Source organism: Nocardia cyriacigeorgica NBRC 100375 (assembly GCF_000308555.1).
Taxonomy (GTDB): Bacteria; Actinomycetota; Actinomycetes; order Mycobacteriales; family Mycobacteriaceae; genus Nocardia; species Nocardia cyriacigeorgica.
Genome location: NZ_BAFY01000111.1, coordinates 1 through 19911, shown reverse-complemented (window position 1 = coordinate 19911; position 19911 = coordinate 1). Strand labels below are relative to the sequence as shown.

Sequence of the window (19911 nt, the reverse complement as noted above, 5' to 3'; positions counted from 1 at the left end):
GGGGTCGTTGTGATTTACATCACTGTGTCCGATTTGTGTGACAGCGCCCACAAGGTCATGGTATGAATAGTCATATGCCTAATAGAAATATCCCGTTGGGCATCAGCTCGTAGACCCCGCAGGGAGGGCCACATGAACACACAGGCCGACGCCGCCACCCCGAGCGCTGTGCTGGACCGCGTCTCGCTGGTCCTGGACGCCTTCGACGGACCGGGCAGGCTCACCCTCGCCCAGATCGTGCGCCGGACCGGGCTGCCCCGGTCCTCGGCGCATCGCATGCTCGAACGACTCGTGCAATTGCGCTGGCTGCGCCGCGAGGGCCGCGACTACGAGCTGGGCATCCGGCTGGTGGAACTGGGCTCGCTCGCCGTACACCAGGACCGGCTGCACCGTGCGGCGATGCCGTTCCTGCACGAGCTCTACCGCGCCACCGGCTTCGTGGTGCACCTGGCCGTCCTCGACGGCCCCGACGTGGTCTACCTGGAGAAGATCGGCGGCCGGATGGCGGCGGCGGTGCCCACCCGCATCGGCGGGCGCAGGCCTGCGCACTGTACCGGCGTCGGCAAGGCGATCCTGGCCTACTCCGACGAAGACCGCATCGCCGCACTCGGTACCGGCGTGCTCAACCGCAGCACCAAATACTCCATCTCCAACAAGGCGCAGCTGCGGGCCGAGCTGGACAAGGTCCGCGCCCACGGCATCGCCCACGAGCGCGAGGAGTCGCTGCCGGGATTCGGTTGCGTGGCGGCGCCCATCGGCAATATCGGCGAGGCCATCGCCGCAGTGTCGGTGTGCGGGCCGGTGGACCGGATGAACTTCGACTACCGCCTCACCGCGCCGGTGCGCACCACCGCGCTCGGCATCTGGCGCAATATCGAGGACGGCATGTCGCGGGTACATCCGACATTGCAGCAGTCGCGCCCGCTGCGCGGTGGGCCGGCGATGCGGACCTCCGCCGCTGCCGCCCGGCCGCTGGAATACGCGTAGGTCTGTGGGCGACACGCGGTCCGGAGCCGTCCTTCTGTGAAGGACCGGCGTCGGCCGACCAGCCATGATCACCGGGCGTGCACCACTCACACTGTGCGGCTCGGCTTCGGTCTCGCCGCTGCCCTGCACGCTGCTGCCGGGCGCGTCCCCCTGCCGCCCGAGCGCGACATTTGTCGAGCCTGCTGCGCGGATGCATACCCGATCCGAAAGACGTTGTGACTCATGACCACTGACGACAACATCGAACTCGCGCCGGAAGTAGCGGCGCTGCTGCCGGTGCTCGACGCCGGATTCCCCAAGGTCGAGACCATGACCGGGGCGCAGGCGCGGGCGGCGATCCGGGCGCGGCTACGGCTCCCGGATGAGCCCGAACCGGTAGCCGAGATCATCGAACGAGAGCTGCCCTTGGGCGGCGGAGTTCGCGTGTACCGTCCGGCCGCGTCCTCCGCGGGGCCCGTGCCGGTCATCGTGTTCGCGCACGGCGGCGGGTTCGTGTTCTGCGATCTGGACACCCACGACGGGCTGTGCCGGTCGATGGCCAACGGAGTGGGAGCGGTGGTGGTGTCGGTGGATTACCGGCTCGCGCCCGAATACCGGTGGCCCACCGCGGCCGAGGACGTGTACGCGGCCACGCTGTGGGCTGTCGAGCACGCGCCGGAGTTCGGCGCCGATCCGGCGCGGCTGGTCGTCGCCGGTGACAGTGCGGGCGGCAACCTCGCCGCTGTCGTCGCGCTGATGGCCCGCGATCGTGGCGGGCCCGCCATCGCGGCGCAGGCCCTGCTGTATCCGGTGCTCGCCGCCGACTTCGCCACCGAGTCCTACACCCGCTTCGCCGAAGGTTTCTACAACACCCGTGCCGCGATGAGCTGGTACTGGGACCAGTACGTTCCCGACCTCGCCGACCGCACCCACCCGTACGCGAGCCCGGTGGCGGCCGATCTCGCCGGGCTGCCACCGGCCATCGTGGTGACGGCAGGCTGCGATCCGCTGCGCTCGGAGGGCGACGCCTATGCCCTTGCCCTCGCCGAGGCCGGCGTCACGACCGTCCATCGCTGCTACGAAGGCGCCATTCACGGCTTCATGACCATGCCCGTGCTCGAACTGGCCGGGCAGGCGTGCAAGGACGTGTGGGCCGATCTCACGCGATTGACACGGCCCGACGAGAGCTGACATCGGGCGCCGCCGCGCCGCGACTCACGGACCGCTCCGCGCGCTCGAGCACGGTGCCCGGGCGCGCGGGACCGTTCAGTCCGCGTCCGCCCCCTCCGACTCCTGGACCCGCTGTTCGACCTCGCGCCAGCGTCCCGGCGTCGGATGCGGGTATTCGGACCGGTCGTCGTGCTCGGCCTTCACCAGAATCGAATCGGCCGCGTCGATCTGTTCGATCAGCTCCTGCGCGAGATCGCGTTCGGCCGCGTAATGCCGCTCCGCCCACTGCAAGACGATCTGCGAATACGCCCAGCCGGGTTCGGATTTGGCCGCGGCGGAATCGATCGCGGCCCGCTTGCGCAGCCGGTCGATGTCCTCGATGTGATCGCGCAGGATTTCCTTGAGCCGATCCGGGGAACTCAGATGCCCGAACATGATTCGCAGCATCACATGGTGTTTGAGCACCGGCTTGTCGACCGGCGCCTCATTGCACCACTGGGTCACCGCGGCGCGGCCCTCGTCGGTGATGCGGTAGAGCCTGCGCCCGCGCATGGCGTTGTCGCTGTCGACGCGTGAGGTCGCGTAACCGTGCTTCTCGAGCTTCTTCAGCTCCGAGTAGATCTGGCTGTGCGAGGGGCTCCAATAGAAGTACCGGATACTCCAGTCGGCCCACTTCTTGAGGTCGTAGCCCGAGATCTCTTCCTCATAGGAGAGCATGGCGAGCACGGCCCAACTGGTCGGCGGGAGATTGACCAGGCCGATTTCCGGTTCACTTGATGCCACCGGCAAATGCTAGCAACCAGGCAAATCACCCGTACCCGCCGAACAACCGCTGACCGGGACAGCACGTTGAGGCCGCACCCGGCACACTCGATGCTGGAGTTCGACAGAATCTTCGGGAGGACCCCACGCATGAGCGCAGACAACATCGTCATCGAACCGGGCTGCCCAGGGCCCGCCGCCCTACGCAAGGTGCTCGGGCACTTCGCCACCGGTGTCGCGGTGATCGCCGCCCACGATGGCACCCGGCCGCTGGGCTTCACCTGCCAGTCGGTGGTGTCGGTGTCGCTGGATCCGCCGCTCGTGTCGTTCTGCCCGGCCAAGACCTCCACCAGCTGGCCGCTGCTGCGCTCGGTGGGATCGCTGTGCATCAACGTACTGGCCCACGATCAGCGCGAGCTCTGCCGCCAGTTCGCCGTCAGCGGCGGCGACAAGTTCGCCGGGATCGACTGGACCCACGGCAGCAACGGCGCTCCCGCGATCACCGGCGCACTCGCCCACATCGAGGCGACGCTGGAGTTCGAACACGAGGCGGGCGACCACACCATCGCGCTGGCCCGGGTCACCGAGCTGGCCGCCGACGAGAACGGGCGGCCGCTGCTGTTCTACAAGGGCACCTTCGGCAGTTTCGCCGACTGAACCCCGAAGACGACGAAACGGGTGGTTGGACCGGACGAGCCGGTCCAACCACCCGTTTCGTTTCTGCGGTCAACCCGCGATGACGTCGAAGCCCTTGTATTCCGCGGCCGCCACCTCGGCGATGATCTCGCCGTAGACGCCGAATCCGCCGACGAACGGCATGAACACCCGCGGCTTGCCCGGCACATTCGCGCCCAGGTACCACGAGTTCGCGGTGGGCATGAGGGTGCGCGCGGCGCGTTCGGCGCATTCGGCCACCCAGGCCTCCACCGCGTCGGGCCTGGCCTCCAGCGCGGTCGCGCCGTTGCGGTCGAGGTAGTCGATGGCGCCGGCCACCCAGTCGACGTGCAGCTCCGAATGCAGCACCATGTTCGCCAGCACCGACGGGCTACCGGGACCGGTCAGGTTGAACAGGTTGGGGAAGCCCGTGACGCCGAGCCCGAGATAGGTTTTCGGGCCATCGCTCCACGCCTCGTTGAGGGTGCGACCGTCCCGGCCGACGATATTGAGCTTGGCCACCGAGCCGGTCATCGCGTCGAATCCGGTGGCGAGCACCAATGCGTCGAGCGGGTAGTAGGCGCCGGTGGTGTGCACGCCGCCTGCGTCGATGCGTTCGATGGGGGTGGCGCGCAGGTTCACCAGCTCCACCTTGTCGCGGTTGTAGGTCTGGTAGTAGTTCGTGTCGGTGCAGATGCGCTTGGTCCCGATCGGGTGATCCTTCGGGATCAGCAGCTCGGCGACCTCGGAATCGTCGATCACCGCGCGCACCTTCTCCTCCCAGAACAGGCGGGCGGTGTCGTTGGCTTCGAGGGTCACCATCTGGTCGGGGAAGGTCTTGCTGAACAGCACTCCACCCAGCTCCCACCGCTTCTGGTAGGCCTCGCGCCGCTCTTGCTCCGACACCTCGAGCGCGGACTTCGGATGCGGCTGATGCGGTGAGCCGCCCCCGCTGGCCATCGACAGCCGCCGCCGCTCGGCGTAGTTCGCCTTCTGGGCGCGCCGGGTTTCCTCATCGAGGGGCAAGTTGCCCGCGGGAACGCTGTAGTTCGGCGTCCGCTGGAACACATGCAGGCGCTCGGCCTGTTCGGCGATGCACGGAATCGCCTGGATCCCCGAGGAACCCGTGCCGATCACGCCCACTCGCTGCCCGGTGAAATCGACACCGTCGTGCGGCCACTGCGAGGTGTGCAGGACCGGCCCGGCGAAGGTGTCGAGTCCTTCGATGTCGGGAGTGTTGGCATTCGACAGCGGCCCCACCGCAAGGACGACGAAGCGCGCCGACACGACGGTGCCGGTGTCGGTCCGCACTTCCCAGCGCAGGCTCGATTCGTCGAGCACGGCATCGGTGACGCGGGCGCCGAACTCGATATCGCGGCGCAGGTCGAAGCGGTCGGCGACGTGGTTCAGATACGCGAGGATCTCGGGCTGGGTGGCGTATTTCTCGCTCCAGTTCCATTCCTGCTGCAGGGCCTCGTCGAAGGAGTACGAGTAGTCCACACTCTCGACGTCGCAGCGCGCGCCGGGATAGCGGTTCCAGTACCACACGCCGCCCACCCCGTCGGCGGCCTCGAAGACCTGCACGGTCAGACCCTGCGAGCGGAATTTGTGCAGCGCGTACAGCCCGGCGATGCCAGCACCGACGACCACCACGTCGACGCTGCTCGGGACGGTCTCTACAGACGTTGGCGTCTCGGCGTTCACATGCCTACCTTTCGAAGCAATCTCCAGTTCTCCTGCGACGCTAAGTACTGCGCAGGCCCTTCGAGCAGGCGTTCTCCCGCTGACCGGCACGTTCCCCGCAGCCGCCGCCACGTTCCCGGTGACCGGGAGAGCCGTTCCCCGATCCCGGGCGCGCGACCTAGCGTCGAAGGTGAGCAAACGCACAGGAGGACTCACAGTGGTGGACTGGAACGACGAGGTGGACGTGCTGGTCGCGGGCTCGGGCGGCGGCCTGGCCGGCGCCTACACCGCGGCCCGCGAAGGGCTGACCGTCGCGGTGGTCGAAGCGACCGACAAGTTCGGCGGCACGACCGCGTATTCCGGGGGCGGCGGCATGTGGTTCCCGTGCAACCCGGTGCTGCGCCGCGCGGGCACCGACGACACCATCGACGACGCGCTCACCTACTACCACGCGGTGGTCGGCGACCGGACACCGCGCGAACTCCAGGAGACCTACGTCCGCCGCGGCGGCGACCTCATCGAATACCTGGAATCCGATGAGCATTTCGCGTTCGAGATGCTGCCGTGGCCGGACTACTTCGGTAAGGCGCCCAAGGCCAGGCTCGATGGGCAGCGCCACATCATGCCCACCCCGCTGCCCGCGTCCGCGCTGGGCGAGATGCGTGAGCAGCTTCGCGGACCGCTCGATACCGACCGGCTGGGCGCGCCGCTGCCGGACATGCTGATCGGCGGTCAGGCGCTCATCGGGCGGTTCCTGCTGGCCTTGTCGTCGTATCCGGACGTGCGGCTGTATCTGAACACGCCGCTGGTGGATCTGGTGGTCGAGGACGGCGCCGTGGTCGGCGCGATCACCGAACGCGAGGGCAAGCCGTTCGCGATCCGGGCCCGCAAGGGTGTGGTGCTCGCGGCGGGCGGCTTCGAGCAGAACGACGAACTGCGCAAACACTACGGCGTACCCGGCGAGGCCCGCGACACCATGGGCCCGTGGGGCAATCAGGGTAAGGCGCACAAGGCGGGCATCGCCGCCGGCGCGGACACCGATCTGATGGACCAGGCGTGGTGGTCGCCCGGTCTGACGCATCCGGATGGGCGTTCGGCGTTCGCGCTGTGGTTCACCGGCGGCATCTTCGTCGGCCAGGACGGCAAGCGGTTCGTCAACGAGTCCGCGCCGTACGACCGGCTCGGCCGCGACATCATCGGCAAGCTGGACGACGGTTCGCTCACCCTGCCCTACTGGATGATCTACGACGACAAAGAGGGCGAGGTACCGCCGGTCAAGGCCACCAACGTCTCGATGGTCGAACCGGAGAAATACGTCGCGGCCGGGCTGTGGCACACCGCCGACACCTTGCCCGAGCTCGCCGAGAAGATCGGTGTGCCCGCCGAGGCGCTGGTCGCCACGGTGCAGCGGTTCAACTCCTTCGTCGAGACCGGCGTCGACCCGGATTTCGGACGCGGCGACGAGGCCTACGATCGCGCGTTCTCCGGCGGTGAACCGCCGCTGGTGTCGATCGAGCAGGGGCCGTTCCACGCGGCCGCGTTCGGCATCTCCGATCTCGGCACCAAGGGCGGGCTGCGCACCGACAGCGCCGCGCGAGTGCTCGCACGCGACGGTGAGCCGATTCCGGGGCTGTACGCGGCCGGCAACACCATGGCGGCCGTCAGCGGCACGGTCTACCCCGGCGGCGGCAACCCGATCGGCGCATCCATGCTGTTCAGCCACCTCGCCGTGCGCGATCTGCTCGGCAACTGACCACCACCCCGACACCAGAAATCCCGGAGGAGCCCTCGATGGCCTCAGCAGACGACATCCGCGCGGCGGTCCGCCGCTACCTCGACACCGTCGCGAACGGGTCCGCGAAGGACATCGCGGCGCTCTACACCGACGACGCCACCGTGGAGGACCCCGTCGGCAGCCCGCCGCACATCGGGCGCGCGGCGATCGAAAAGTTCTACAGCGCATTGGAATCGGTGCGGGTGAGCACCGAACTCCACAGCGTCCGCGTTGCCGGCGATCAGGCCGCCTTCGGATTCCGAGTGGTCACCGACACTGGTGAGCAGACCATCGTCATCGAACCCATCGACGTCATGACCTTCGACGAGGACGCGCGGATCACCAGCATGCGCGCGTTCTGGTCGCCCGACGACATCAGCCTCGGCTGAACCGACACGCCAAGCGCGCCGCCGGTGCGCTGACGAGGAGCATCCAGATGCAAGCGATACAGTGCGGCACATGCGGTAACCGCGTCCTGGTGGAGAAGTTCAGCCCGAGCCACACCAGTGTGCAATGGCTCGACGACGCCGAGTCGGCCTGCCCGGAATTCGCCCGGCGGGCCGCGCTCGGCGAGCACAGCAAATGGATTCCGACCTGCCCGGCATTGCGCGATTCGATCGAGGCGGCGGTCGCCAAGGGCGCGTTGGCCACCGACGAACTACGGCACGAACCGGTTCCCGGCCGGATCGGCTGACCCACCCTTTCAGACGAGGAGAATTCATGAAGCGATTGGAAGGCCATCGCACGCTGGTGACCGGCGCGGCCTCGGGCATCGGGCAGGCCACCGCACTGCGCCTGCTCGACGAAGGGGCCGCGGTCGTCGCGGCCGATGTGTCCGCCGACGGTCTGGCCGCCACCGAGGCCGGCGCCGCCGAGCGCGGGACCGCGGACCGGCTCACCACCCTCACCATGGATATCGGCGCCGAGCGGTCGGTGATCGACGGCGTGCGGACCGCGGTGGAAACGCTCGGTGGCCTCGATTCGGTGGTGAACGCCGCCGGCATCCTGCGCGCCTCGCACACCGAGCAGACCGGATTGGATCTGTGGAACCAGATCATCGGCATCAATCTCACCGGCACATTCCTCGTGGTCCGCGAAGCGCTGCCCGCACTGCTGGCCAATCCGCGGTCGTCGGTGGTGAATTTCAGTTCGACCTCGGCGGCGTTCGCCCATCCTTATATGGCTGCCTACGCGGCGAGCAAAGGCGGGATCCAGTCGTTCACCCATGCGCTGGCGCTGGAATTCGGCGGCAAGGGATTGCGGGCGGTCTGTGTGGCGCCCGGCAGCATCAAATCCGGGATCACCGACGCGACACCGGGTTACGTTCCCGCCGACGCCGATTGGTCGTTGTTCGCGAAACTGTCGCCGGTACTGCCGACAAATCTCGAGTCGGGCGGTGCGGGCATGGGTGATCCGACGGCGGTGGCCGGTGTGATCGCCATGCTGGTCTCCGAAGACGGCGCGTTCATTACCGGCACCGAGATCCGGATCGATGGAGGTACGCACGCATGAGCTGAGCGTGCCCGCGCACTTCACGATTCCGTATTGCCGCCGCGCATCACGGGATTCGTGCGCTTGTCGATGCCCCCGTGGACAATCCTGTCCGCGGGGGTTTCGTCATTTCCGGCCACGAGCGCGAATTCATCGGATGTGATACACACGGAATTCGCTGATCATCAATGGTTTTCGGGTCTCCGATCTGCCTATCAGGCATATTCGTCTCCCAGTGGGTGGGATATCGGGCACTGCGACACGCCCAGGGAAAGTGTGATGTCGGTTACGCATTCCGATCGATTCGTCGAATGCGAGAACCACCCCGAAAGGACCGCAGATGGTCGCTCCCACCCCCACACCCGACATCGCGCAGCGCTGGACCCCGCGCCTGATCTTTTCGCTCGCCTCGATCGTGCTCCTACTGGAAATGCTCGCGGTGAGCTACATGATGATCTCCACGGCGCTGCCGTCGATCGCCGCGCACTACCAAACCACCCAGGGCGCGTGGCTGCTGACGTCGTTCCTGCTGGTCGGAGCCGTCACCGCACCGCTGATCGGCAAACTCGCCGACATGTATGGCAAACGCAAAGCCCTGCTTGGCTGTGTGACCGTGGCGGCGGCGGGTTCGCTGCTGTCGGCCGTCGCCGGTAGCTACGCCGTGCTGATCGCCGGGCGCGCGCTCACCGGTCTGCTGGTGCCCTGCCTGTTCCTGAGCTACTCGCTGATCCGGGATGTGTTCCCGGCCAAGACGATCGCGCTTGCGGTCAGCATCGCGACCAGCGGCATGGGGTTGATCGCGATTCCCGCGCCGTTCCTCACCGGGTGGCTGATCGACAACTTCGGGTGGCGCAGCATCTTCTGGTTCTTCGTCATCGGTCTGGCCGTGCTGGGCGCGCTGATCTTCCTCACCACCGCCGAATCGCCGGTGCGGCTGCGGTCGCGGCTCGATCTGCTCGGCGCGGTGCTGCTCGGTGGCGGTATCGCCGGTGTGCTGATCGCGGTGAGCTTCGGACCGACCTGGGGCTGGCGGGACAGTTCGACCCTGGCCTACCTGGCCGGTGGTGTAGTGCTGCTGCTGGCGTGGGCGGTGACCGCGCGGATGATCCGGGAACCGCTGATCGACCTCGACGTGCTCGGCCGTCGGCCGGTGCTGCTCACCACGATCGGCGCCGGACTCTGCTACGGATCGAGCGGGCTGTTCACCATCCTGCTGCCGATGCTGGCCATGACACCGGCGGCGCTCGGGCTCGGCTACGGATTCGGTGTCAGCGCCGAAGGTTTCGCGATCTTCCAGGCGCCGGTCGGCCTGATGGTCGTGGTGGGCGGTGTGCTCGTCGGCCTGCTCGTCGGCCGTCGCGATGTGCGTCCCCGCGTCCTGATGGCGTCCGGCATGCTGCTGATGGCCGCCGGTTTCACGCTGACGGCCTTCGTCCACGACAGCAAGCCGCTGCTGATCGTCTTCGCGGGCATCTTCGGCACCGGCATGGGCATGGCCTACGCCTCGATCCCGAACCTGCTGATCGAAGCCGTGCCGCCGCAGCTGCAGGCCAGTACCGCAAGCATCGTCGGCGTCTCGCAGAGCGTGTTCCCCGCTGTGCTGCCCGTCATCGCGTTCACCGTCATGAACAACTCCTACATCGCGCCGATCCCGCCGGAGATGACCCAGGGCGCGGTGTTCTACCTCGACCGCGGATTCACCATCGCGTTCCTGATCGGCGCCGCCACCGCGGTGATCGGTGCGGTCGTGGCGGTGGCACTGCCGCGGCGGATCGTTCAGCTGTCCGCTCCGGCGGCGGTGACCGATCCCGGTGATGAAGGGCTGGTGTTCGCCCACTGAGTGATTCGTGCCGAGCCGGCCGTGCGGGTGCGCGGCCGGCTCGCTCGTGTTCCCGTGGATGCGAACCGAGCGGCGTGTCGAGCTCTTCGGCGACACGGCTGTCCACGAGGATGGCCGTCATGGCCGACGTACCCTATTCGCACCTGTTCCCCGGTGTGGTGATCGAGGCCCCAGACCGAGCCGACGAGTTCGACCTCCGTTTCGCCGACGGCTCGCGCGCATCCGCCGGTCTCCTCAGCGACGACGCCGGCGGCCACGCCCTCGAGGTGGGCGCGTACCGCACCGCCGCGGGCACCGAAATGCGTGAACGGATCTGGACCGTCCGCGCGATCGAGCCGCACGGCGAGGGACGCAGGATCAAGCTGGGACCCGCGCTGCCCTAGCCGACGGATGCCCCCCACGCAGTCGCCGACGGCGTCCCGCAGCGCCGGGCTCTCGAGCTCGCTGAGGTTCGGCCGATTTCAGCTCACGAAAGCACCGACCGCACATGCGTTCCGCCGGATCGAAACGCCGATCACAGGCGAATGGGCCGGTGCGGGAATGGGTTCTCAGCGGGAACCGGGTGCGTCCGCTCAACGGAACAGGGGTGCCGAGATCCGTCGCGGGAGTGGCAACGTGGGGGCGAACGACTGAGATGGAGGTTGGGTATGTCTTCGGACCTGAGTTATAAGGGCACGCTGCGGGAGGTGCGGACCGAGGCGGGGGTGCTGCGGTATCACGAGGCCGGGGAGGGCGCACCGCTGTTGCTGCTACACGGGTCAGGGCCGGGCGTCACCGGGTGGCGGAACTTCCGCGGGAACCTCGGTGTGTTCGCGGAGCATTTCCGCTGCTTGATTCTGGAGTTCCCCGGCTTCGGGGTGAGCGACGACTTCGGCGGCCATCCGATGGTCACGGCGTTGGAGGCGGTGGGCCGGTTCGTCGACGCACTCGGGCTCGATCGGGTCGACATCATCGGCAATTCGATGGGCGGCGGGGTCGCGTTGAACTACGCGATCGCGCAGCCGGACAAAGTCGGCAAACTGGTGACCATCGGCGGGATCGGCAAGAACATTTTCAGCCCGGGTCCGGGTGAGGGAATCAAGCTGCTGCAGGAGTTCACCGAGAACCCCACGCGGGCCCGGCTGATCGAATGGCTGCATTCGATGGTCTATGACCCGGCGCTGGTCACCGAGGAACTCATCGAGGAACGGTGGACGCAGGCCACCGATCCGGAAACCCTCGACAGTGCGCGCCGGATGTACAGCAAGGCCGCGTTCGCCGCGATGGTGCGCGCGATGGAGGCCTCCGACGCTCCCCCGCCCTGGGCGATGCTGCACAAGGTCAAGGCGCCGACCCTGTTGACGTGGGGTCGCGACGACCGGGTGAGCCCGCTGGATATGGCGTTGATTCCGATGCGCACGATTCCGCGTGCCGAATTGCATGTGTTCCCCAATTGCGGGCACTGGGCGATGATCGAACAGAAGGAAGCGTTCGAGTCGGCGGTGCGGGCATTCCTGCTACGTAAAGAGTGATCGGTCGCGATCGACAGTGATCTGACGCAGTTCGGCCCCACCATCGGTGGGGCCGAACTGTTCGGTCGTCTCGCGGAGGGGGATCACCGCAGGTGGGCGCTGCCGAGGCCCCGGCGGCGAACCGCTACCGCTGAGTGCTTCCGGCGTCGACCGGCAACGTCACCGCGGTGATGTAGCGCGCCTCGTCGGAAGCGAGGAACAGCGAGGCGTTGGCGATATCGATCGGCTCCACCCAGGGAATCGGCAGCATGTTCATCGACATGGCGGCTTCGGCGAATTCCTCGCGCGTCGGATGTTCGCGATCGGGCCGGAAGACCTTGCGCACCATATCGTTCTGAATCATCGGCGTGTCGACATTGGTGGGATGCACCGAATTCACCCGCACCTGATGGGCCGCCAATTCCTTGGCGAGCGAACGCATCAGCCCGACCACGCCGTGCTTGGCCGCGGTGTAATGGGCCACCCCGACCAGCCCGCGCAGCCCGGCGATGGAGCTGGTCAGGATCATCGATCCGCCACCGCGTTCGATGAGGTGCGGGGTGGCGGCCTTGCAGGTCTGCCAGACGCCGGTGAGGTTGACGTCGAGCATCGTCTGCCAGGCGGCTTCGCTCAACTCCAGCGCCGGTGCGCTGGAGGTGATACCCGCGGTGGCGCAGACGATGTCGAGGCCACCGAAGCGGGCGACGGCGGCATCGGTCGCCTCGCGCAGGGCCGCCCCGTCACGCACGTCGACGGCCGCGGTGACGACCTTCCCGCCTGCCGCCTCGACCGCCCGCGCGGTCTCCGCGAGATCCTCCGGTGTGGCCGGCGGGATGATCACCGTCTCGACCGGTGCGCAGATGTCCAGGGCGATGATGTCGGCGCCTTCTTCGGCCAGCCGCACCGCCTGCGCGCGGCCGATACCCCGCGCCGCGCCGGTGACCAGTGCGACCTTGCCTGAAACCCGTCCCATATCACACCTTCTGAGTCAGTCCGGCATCCACGACGAGCTGGGTTCCCGTGATGTAACGGGACTCGTCGGATGCGAGGAACACCACCGCGTTGCTGATGTCGACCGGATCGACCCACGGCACGGGCAGCAGATTGCGTTGCGCGAGCGCTTCGGCGGCGTCCGCCTCGGTCGGATGCGCCAGATCGGGCCGCAGCTTCGCGAAGACGCTCTCGTTCAGGATCATCGGCGTACCGACCGAACCCGGGTGCACGGTGTTGACCCGGATGCCCAGCGGACCCATCTCGTTGGCGAGCGTGCGGGCGAGCCCGACCACGGCATGCTTGCTGGCCGAGTAGTGTGCCGCGTTCGCCCCGCCCTTGAGCCCGTTGGTGGAGCTGACGATGACGATCGACGCGCCGTTCGGCAGGTACGGCGCGCCGGCGCGCACGGTATGCCAGACACCGGTGAGGTTGATGTCGAGCGTGCGCTGCCAGGCGGCGTCGGTGAGTTCCCACGACGGGCCGAGATCGGCGTAGATGCCGGCATTGGCGACGATCACGTCCAGGCGGCCGAGCCGGTCGGCGCCCTCGGCGACGGCGGCGTCGAGGGCGGCCTGATCACGCACATCGGCGAACCCGGTGACGCATCGGCGCCCGAGCGCCTCCACCTCTCGCGCTGTCACGGTGAGGTCATCGGCCGAGCCGGCCAGGTCCAGCGCGATGATGTCGGCGCCTTCTTCGGCGAGCCTGCGGCAGTGGGTGCGGCCCATCCCGCGCCCGGCGCCGGTGACCAACGCGACCTTGTCCTGCATGCGGTTCATGGGATGCTCCCGGGGAATCGACTGCTCACCGGCGTGACGGTAGGACGCGGCGGCCCACCGTGCGGTGCGGCGTCCCGGTGAGCGGGCGGTCCAGACCTGCGTCCCGGCCATCGGGATCGCGAGCCCATCGGCCGACCGGGTTCGGCGAGCATGGCCTCGGCGCCCATTCGTGACCGCAGGAGGAAGAAGTGACAACGGCGACTGTTGATCTACCCCGCAGCTCGCGCGCGGTGACGCTGCGGGTGACCGAGGTGATCGAGGAGACCGCCGACGCCCGCTCGCTGGTGTTCGAGATCCCGGACGAGGTCGCGGATCGCTTCCGCTACCGTCCGGGACAGTTCCTCACCCTGCGTATTCCGAGCGAGCAGACCGGCTCGGTGGCTCGCTGCTATTCGCTGGCCAGCTCGCCCTACGCCGACGATGCGCCGAAGGTCACCGTGAAGCGCACGGCCGACGGCTACGGCTCGAACTGGTTGTGCGACAACGTCTCCGCGGGCGACACGATCGAGGTCCTGCCACCGTCGGGCACCTTCACCCCCGCCTCGCTCGATACCGATTTTCTGCTCTGGGCGGCCGGCAGCGGCATCACCCCGGTGATGTCGATCCTGCGCTCCGCGCTGGCCGAGGGCACGGGCCGGGTGGTGCTGTATTACGCCAACCGCGACCAGGATTCGGTGATCTTCGCCCGTGAACTGCGCGAACTCGGGCAGCGTCATCCCGACCGGTTGACGGTGGTGCATCGGCTGGAGACGCTGCAGGGTCTGCCCACCCCGGCGCAACTGGCCGCTTTCGCCGAACCCTTCGGTGCGTTCGAATCGTTCATCTGCGGTCCGGCGCCGTTCATGGCCGCGGTGAGCGAGGCGCTGACCGGCGCGGGCTGGCCGCGTGAGCGGGTGCGCACCGAGGTCTTCACCTCACTGTCGGGCGACCCGTTCGCCGAGATCGACGCGGTCGACACCGACGAGGACTCGGCGGCCGTGGCGGTGGAGCTCGACGGCGAGGTGCATCAGATGGACTGGCCGCGTTCGCGCACCCTGGTCGACATCATGCTGTCGAAGGGACTGGATGTGCCCTACTCCTGCCGCGAGGGCGAGTGCGGGTCCTGCGCGTGCACGGTGGTCGAGGGCGAGGTCGACATGCCGCCGAGTGCGATCCTCGACCAGGAGGACATCGACGCGGGCTACATCCTCGGCTGCCAGGCCCGGCCGCGCAGTGACCAGCTGAAGATCCGGTTCTGATGCAGCGGCCAGGAATATTCCGGTGGCGGCGGCGTTCGTTCGAATTGTTTACTCGAACGAACGATAGGGGCCGCCGATGGTGACGGAGACAGCGGAATCAGCGGTGGGCCTGCGGTCGGAGCGCGGCGCCGTCCTCGGTTCCCTGATGCTGGCCACCTCGCTGGTCGCGCTCGACTCGACGATCATCGCGACCGCCGTCCTCACCATCACCGAAAGCCTGGGCGGCTTCGCCCAATTCCCGTGGCTGTTCTCGATCTACCTGCTGGCCCAGGCCGTCACGGTGCCGATCTACGGCAAACTCTCCGACATCGTCGGCCGCAAACCGGTGATCCTGTTCGGGATCGGGGTGTTCGCGCTGGGGTCGCTGCTGTGCGGGCTGGCCGGCAGCATGCTCGGACTGATCATCTTCCGCGCCATCCAGGGCATCGGTGCCGGCGCCATCCAGCCGATGACGATGACCATCGCCGGCGACCTCTACAACCTCGCCGAACGCGCGAAGGTGCAGGGCTATCTGGCCAGCGTGTGGGCGATGTCGTCGGTGGCCGGACCGCTGCTGGGCGGGGTGTTCGCCGAATACATCGGCTGGCGCTGGATCTTCCTGATCAATATCCCGATCTCGGCGCTGGCGGGCTGGATGCTGCTGCGCAAGTTCACCGAGACCGCGCCGCGGCGGCGGCAGCGAGTGGACTATCTCGGCGCCACCCTGCTCACCGTTGGCGCGGGCGCGTTGATTCTCGGGCTGCTCGAAGGCGGGCAGGCCTGGGCGTGGCAGTCGCCGGTCAGCATCGCCATCTTCGCCGGCGGCATTGTCGTGATCGGCCTGTTCGTCTGGGTGCAGCGCCGGGCCGAACACCCGATCCTGCCGCTGTGGCTGTTCACCCGGCGGGTGGTGGTGGCCAGTAGTGCCGTGTCGTTGATGGTCGGGGCGCTGCTGCTCGGGCTCACCTCCTACGTCCCGACCTTCGCCCAAGGTGTGCTCGGCACCGGGGCGCTGGTGGCCGGCTTGACCGTCGGCGCACTCACCCTCGGGTGGCCGCTGGCCGCCTCGCAGGCCGGGCGGGTGTATTTGCGGCTCGGATTCCGCAACACCGCGCTGATCGGCAGCAGCCTGGCGGCCGCCGGCGCCGCATCGATGCTGTTGATCACCGGGCAGAGTCCGCTGTGGCAGGTGGCGGCCTCCTGTTTCGTCGTCGGATCCGGGATGGGCCTGGTGGCAACCCCTACTCTGATCGCCGCGCAGACCAGCGCCGAGTGGAGCGAACGCGGCGTGGTCACCTCGGCGAACATGTTCGCGCGTTCGCTCGGTAGCGCCGTCGGGGTGGCGGTGTTCGGCGCGATCGTCAACGCGCGAATCGGCGACACCGACAGCCCCGCGCCGGACACCCTCGCCGAAGCGGTCCATCTGGTGTTCATCGCGGTGCTCGTGACGACGGTGCTGACAGTGATCGCCTGCGCGATGATGCCGCGGCGTACCGCCGACAAATTGTGATGGGCCCGAGCATTTTCCGCTGACGGCATTCGCCTCTCCGCGCGCCCCGATTCACCTCGGTCATAGCGGGTATACGCGGTGGTACGGTCGGAAACACCTGGTGGGCAGGCCGACGACGAAGTCGGCCCGGCCCGACACCGGTCCGCGACGACCCGTTGCCGCGGCTTCGCCAGAGTTCGACCGCACGACCATCACGTCACGATCGAGACTCCCGAGGAAAGGGGTTCCCATCATGCTGATCCGCAGGCTCGCCCGACCATTGCTGGCGAGTGCTTTCGTCGTGGACGGTGTCGACACCCTCATGCATCCGGAGCCCCGGGTGAAAACGGCGTCGGCGGTGGTGCAGCAGGGTCATGAGAAGCTGCCGTCGGACGTGGCCCAGAAGCTGCCGAGCGACCCAGATCTGCTGGTCAAGGCGACGGCGGTGACGCAGGTGGCCGGTGGCGCGATGCTCGCGCTCGGCAAGGCTCCCAGGCTGGCGGCGCTGGCGCTGGCCGCGACCGTCGTTCCCGCGACCCTCACCCAGCAGGACTTCTGGGCCGAATCCGATCCCGAGCGCAGAGCCGCCAAACGCACCGCCTTCCTCAAGGACGTCAGCCTGCTGGGCGGGCTGATGATCGCCAGCGCCGACACCGCGGGCAAACCCTCGCTCGGCTGGCGCGGCCGGCGCGCGGCCAAGGGCGCCGCCACCGCCGTGAGCGCGGCATTGCCGTTCGGGGCGGCTTCCCAGGACGGCACCGGCGAGGCCCTGCGTCAGCAGCTCCAGCATGCCGCCGAGCGAGGCCGCGAGTTCGCCGGCGTCGCCGCGAGCAAGGGCGCGGCCCTGGCCGAAACCGCACAGGAGCGCGGACCGGTGCTGGCCGAGGCAGCCAAACAACGCGGCGCCGAACTCGCCGAGGTCGCCAAACACCGTGGTGCGGCGTTGGCCGAAACCGCCCAGCAGCGCGGCGCGGTCCTCGCCGATGTGGCCCAGCAGCGCGGACCCGTGCTGGCCGAGGCAGCCAAACAACGGGGCGCCACCCTCGCCGAGACGGCCCAGCAGCACGGGCCCGAATGGGCCGAGCTCGCCAAATCGCGCAGCGCCGAACTCGCCGACGTCGCCAAGCATCGTGGTGCGGAATTCGCCGATGTGGCCAAGCATCGGGGCGCGGAATGGGCCGAGCTCGCCCGCCACCGCGCCGCCGAACTCGCCGCAGCCGCCCGCGAGCAGGGCGCGCATCTCGCCGATTCCGGCGCCAAAGCGGCCGAATCCGCCCGGGACCAGGTGGAGCCGAAGCGCGGGTTCTGGCGCAAATCTCGGTAGGTAAGAGTTCGAGCGCACGCGTAGCACGATGGTCGCGCCGACCTCGCTGACAGCGACGTCGGCCCGGCCACCGCGCCCCGCGTTCTCCGCCGCTGCGTTATTCGCCGGCATGAGTCAACGACGATGACACCTTCGGCGATGACTGCCGATGAACCACAGGTCGTGAGCATTGCCCGCGGCATCGCCCCCCGCCGGCTCTGCTGCCTCCGGTATCAACACGGTGAATCGGGTGCGATCCCGCTGGGCTGATGATCGGCGCATATCCGACCACAGGCACTTGCGCGACGAGCGCCGGCCGTGCATCCCGTATTTCCTTTGTTGCAGGATCAAGCTCATCGCGCCGGTGCCTGTGAACCGGCACAACAGAGGTGTGCGCGGGACCTCGGGCTCGCTAGCATCCGCGCCATGATTCGACTGGCGGCGGTAGTGATCAGCGCGGGCATCCTGGTGACGGGATGCGGTTCCGGAGATGCCGAGACTCCGGCGACGCCGTCGTGGGATCCGTGCACGGTCGCCGATCAGTTGATCACCGAGGCCGGGTTCGCCGCCGCGTCCAAACGCAAGGATGTGGCCGCCGGCGACGATGAGACCTGGAGCGGCTGCGGGTGGAGCAGCGCCGATGCCGCGGTGCGAATCCAGTTCGCCGACGACACCGAGCTCGCGCAACTGCGCGAGGAGCCGGGCGTCGCCGACGCCACCGACACCACCGTCGCGAATCGGCCGGCACTGCGCTTCCATCACGGCGGCGGCCCGGACACCAACTGTTCGCTGGCGCTCGGCACCGCCGGTGGCGGGGTGGTGCGCATCCGGGTGGACCGCGGCGCCGATCCCGCGGGTGAGCCGAGCTGCGCCCGGGTCGAGCGCGTCACCGCGATCCTCGCGCCCGGCCTACCCGGCTGAGCGTTCGGCCTCACCAGGAAGAATTCCGCTGTGACCGCTCACAAACAATGTCGTTCACAGACTCGCGCCCGCCCAATCCACTCGGAAAACTCCCCGGTTGCGGTGACGGGCTGGCTAGCGTATTACCGCACAGTCGCAATCGGGGGGTAGAAGGAGTCACCATGGCCGTCGACAGCGCGATGCGAGCAGCACTCACGGTTTCCGGGCAGCCGATGTCGGCGCCCCTGCAGGACGTTCGCAGCCTATCGCGGCAGATGGTCGGCCATTTCGTGGAGAACGTGGTGCCGTGCGGCACCTTGCCCGGCGACGCCATCTACGGCGACGTCACCACGATCACCCGGGTCTGTCTCGAGCTGGCCGTGAGCATGCTCGACGGACGCGATATCCCGGAGAAGACCCGGCGCCTGGAGAACGCCGCGGCAGGCTGGGCCCGTGAGGGCGTGCCGATCGACACCATTCACCACGCCATCCACGAGGGTTTCAAGCTCGGCTTCGACCTGGTGGTGTCGAACGCCTCGGTCACCGACTACTCCAACCTGGTCGACGGCGCCAAGCTGGTGGTCGAGATGCTGGACCGGATGACCTCGGCGATCTCCATGGCCTATGTGCGCGAGCTGCGCGCCGTGGTCAGCGAGCACCACACCGCGGTGCACACGCTCACCTCCGCGCTGCTCGGCGGGCACAGCACCTCGACCATGGCCCGCGAATGCGGGATCGAGATCGCCGAGTCCTACACCGTGCTGGCCATGGCGATCCCCGCCCACCCCGACGAGGCCGACCCGACCCTGGACTGCAAAGTGGTGGCCCGGCGCAAGCTGCGCCGGGTACAGGCCGAGCTGGCCACTCGGTGCGGGGAGCGGGCGCTGTCGCTGCTGAGCGTGGACGGCGGCACGATCCTCATCCCGAGCTCGACGTTCTCCGATGACGAACTCGATGAGCTCGTCGTGCAACTGTCGCGCGCGGCCCAGGTGCCGATCACCGCCGCGGTGGTGGAGTCGCCGACGGCGAAGATCCCCGGCGCCGCCGATCAGGCGCATGAACTGCTGGACATGGTGCAACGGCTGCGCTGCGTGCGCGGACTGTACCGCTTCGACGATATGGCGCTGGAATATCAGCTCACCAGACCGGGGCCGGGCCGGGAGTACCTCGGCTCGCTGCTCGATCCGCTCGACGACCACCCGGAACTGCTGGAGACGTTGCAGCGCCACATCTCCAACAACCTCAACCGTCAGCGCACCGCACGGGTCATGCACATCCACACCAACACCATCGACTACCGGCTCAAGCGGATCGCGCAGCTCACCGGATTCGACCCAACTCAGCCCTCGGGGCTGTGGTACCTGCGTTCGGCGCTGGTGGCGCGCACCTACCGTTCGTCC

General features: G+C 68.2%; 19 protein-coding genes. 15 read left to right on the top strand and 4 right to left on the bottom strand.

All coding sequences use genetic code 11. The features are described from left to right. Positions 1-132 precede the first annotated feature (132 nt). Positions 133-987, top strand: a complete 855-nt coding sequence (locus RJ05_RS10355) for an IclR family transcriptional regulator (RefSeq protein ID WP_036536146.1) — start codon at positions 133-135, stop codon at positions 985-987. Between the two features lie 240 nt (positions 988-1227). Next, complete coding sequence (lipP1, locus tag RJ05_RS10350) at positions 1228-2157, top strand: LipP1 family hormone-sensitive lipase (protein WP_036536153.1); 930 nt, start codon at positions 1228-1230, stop codon at positions 2155-2157. Between the two features lie 75 nt (positions 2158-2232). Here the strand turns inward: lipP1 and RJ05_RS10345 are convergent, their stop codons facing one another. Continuing rightward, positions 2233-2853: a PadR family transcriptional regulator gene (locus tag RJ05_RS10345; protein ID WP_228784340.1), complete on the bottom strand. Its 621-nt coding sequence runs from the start codon at positions 2851-2853 to the stop codon at positions 2233-2235. A 195-nt stretch (positions 2854-3048) separates the two neighbouring features. On the opposite strand from RJ05_RS10345, the gene RJ05_RS10340 reads away from it, so the two are divergent. Then, on the top strand, positions 3049-3555 hold the full coding sequence (locus RJ05_RS10340) for a flavin reductase family protein (protein WP_036536144.1): 507 nt from the start codon (positions 3049-3051) through the stop codon (positions 3553-3555). A 69-nt stretch (positions 3556-3624) separates the two neighbouring features. Here RJ05_RS10340 and RJ05_RS10335 read toward each other — a convergent pair whose 3' ends face one another. Further along, positions 3625-5256 (bottom strand): flavin-containing monooxygenase, encoded by a 1632-nt coding sequence (locus RJ05_RS10335; protein WP_036536142.1) that lies wholly within the window; start codon positions 5254-5256, stop codon positions 3625-3627. 196 nt (positions 5257-5452) lie between these two features. Here RJ05_RS10335 and RJ05_RS10330 point away from each other — a divergent pair, with 196 nt between their 5' ends. The 7 genes from RJ05_RS10330 to RJ05_RS10300 all read left to right on the top strand — a co-directional run bounded on the left by RJ05_RS10330 (position 5453) and on the right by RJ05_RS10300 (position 11851). Then, positions 5453-6988 (top strand): FAD-binding protein, encoded by a 1536-nt coding sequence (locus RJ05_RS10330; protein WP_036536140.1) that lies wholly within the window; start codon positions 5453-5455, stop codon positions 6986-6988. A 38-nt stretch (positions 6989-7026) separates the two neighbouring features. Next, complete coding sequence (locus RJ05_RS10325; RefSeq protein ID WP_036536138.1) at positions 7027-7398, top strand: SgcJ/EcaC family oxidoreductase; 372 nt, start codon at positions 7027-7029, stop codon at positions 7396-7398. 47 nt (positions 7399-7445) lie between these two features. Continuing rightward, entirely contained in the window at positions 7446-7703 is a 258-nt protein-coding gene (locus tag RJ05_RS10320) for a hypothetical protein (protein WP_036536135.1), read from the top strand. 26 nt (positions 7704-7729) lie between these two features. Continuing rightward, positions 7730-8521, top strand: coding sequence for an SDR family NAD(P)-dependent oxidoreductase (locus tag RJ05_RS10315; RefSeq protein WP_036536132.1), 792 nt, complete (start codon positions 7730-7732; stop codon positions 8519-8521). Between the two features lie 319 nt (positions 8522-8840). Beyond that, a complete protein-coding gene (locus RJ05_RS10310) occupies positions 8841-10340 on the top strand; it encodes an MFS transporter (RefSeq protein ID WP_036536124.1) in 1500 nt (499 codons plus the stop codon). A gap of 119 nt (positions 10341-10459) precedes the next feature. Continuing rightward, entirely contained in the window at positions 10460-10723 is a 264-nt protein-coding gene (locus RJ05_RS10305; RefSeq protein ID WP_138445797.1) for a hypothetical protein, read from the top strand. Positions 10724-10987: 264 nt separating this feature from the next. Beyond that, entirely contained in the window at positions 10988-11851 is an 864-nt protein-coding gene (locus tag RJ05_RS10300; protein WP_036536120.1) for an alpha/beta fold hydrolase, read from the top strand. 124 nt (positions 11852-11975) lie between these two features. Here the strand turns inward: RJ05_RS10300 and RJ05_RS10295 are convergent, their stop codons facing one another. Then, entirely contained in the window at positions 11976-12803 is an 828-nt protein-coding gene (locus RJ05_RS10295; protein ID WP_036536119.1) for a mycofactocin-coupled SDR family oxidoreductase, read from the bottom strand. A 1-nt stretch (position 12804) separates the two neighbouring features. Next, positions 12805-13602 (bottom strand): mycofactocin-coupled SDR family oxidoreductase, encoded by a 798-nt coding sequence (locus RJ05_RS10290; RefSeq protein WP_036536149.1) that lies wholly within the window; start codon positions 13600-13602, stop codon positions 12805-12807. Between the two features lie 188 nt (positions 13603-13790). Here RJ05_RS10290 and RJ05_RS10285 point away from each other — a divergent pair, with 188 nt between their 5' ends. The 5 genes from RJ05_RS10285 to RJ05_RS10265 all read left to right on the top strand — a co-directional run. Further along, positions 13791-14840: a ferredoxin--NADP reductase gene (locus RJ05_RS10285; RefSeq protein WP_036536117.1), complete on the top strand. Its 1050-nt coding sequence runs from the start codon at positions 13791-13793 to the stop codon at positions 14838-14840. A 76-nt stretch (positions 14841-14916) separates the two neighbouring features. Next, positions 14917-16329 (top strand): MDR family MFS transporter, encoded by a 1413-nt coding sequence (locus tag RJ05_RS10280; protein ID WP_036536110.1) that lies wholly within the window; start codon positions 14917-14919, stop codon positions 16327-16329. Positions 16330-16561: 232 nt separating this feature from the next. Beyond that, on the top strand, positions 16562-17632 hold the full coding sequence (locus RJ05_RS10275) for a DoxX family protein (protein ID WP_036536109.1): 1071 nt from the start codon (positions 16562-16564) through the stop codon (positions 17630-17632). 405 nt (positions 17633-18037) lie between these two features. Then, complete coding sequence (locus tag RJ05_RS10270; protein ID WP_081597267.1) at positions 18038-18532, top strand: DUF3558 domain-containing protein; 495 nt, start codon at positions 18038-18040, stop codon at positions 18530-18532. A gap of 161 nt (positions 18533-18693) precedes the next feature. After that, the coding region (locus RJ05_RS10265; RefSeq protein WP_036536106.1) for a PucR family transcriptional regulator at positions 18694-19911 on the top strand (1218 nt) is incomplete at its 3' end.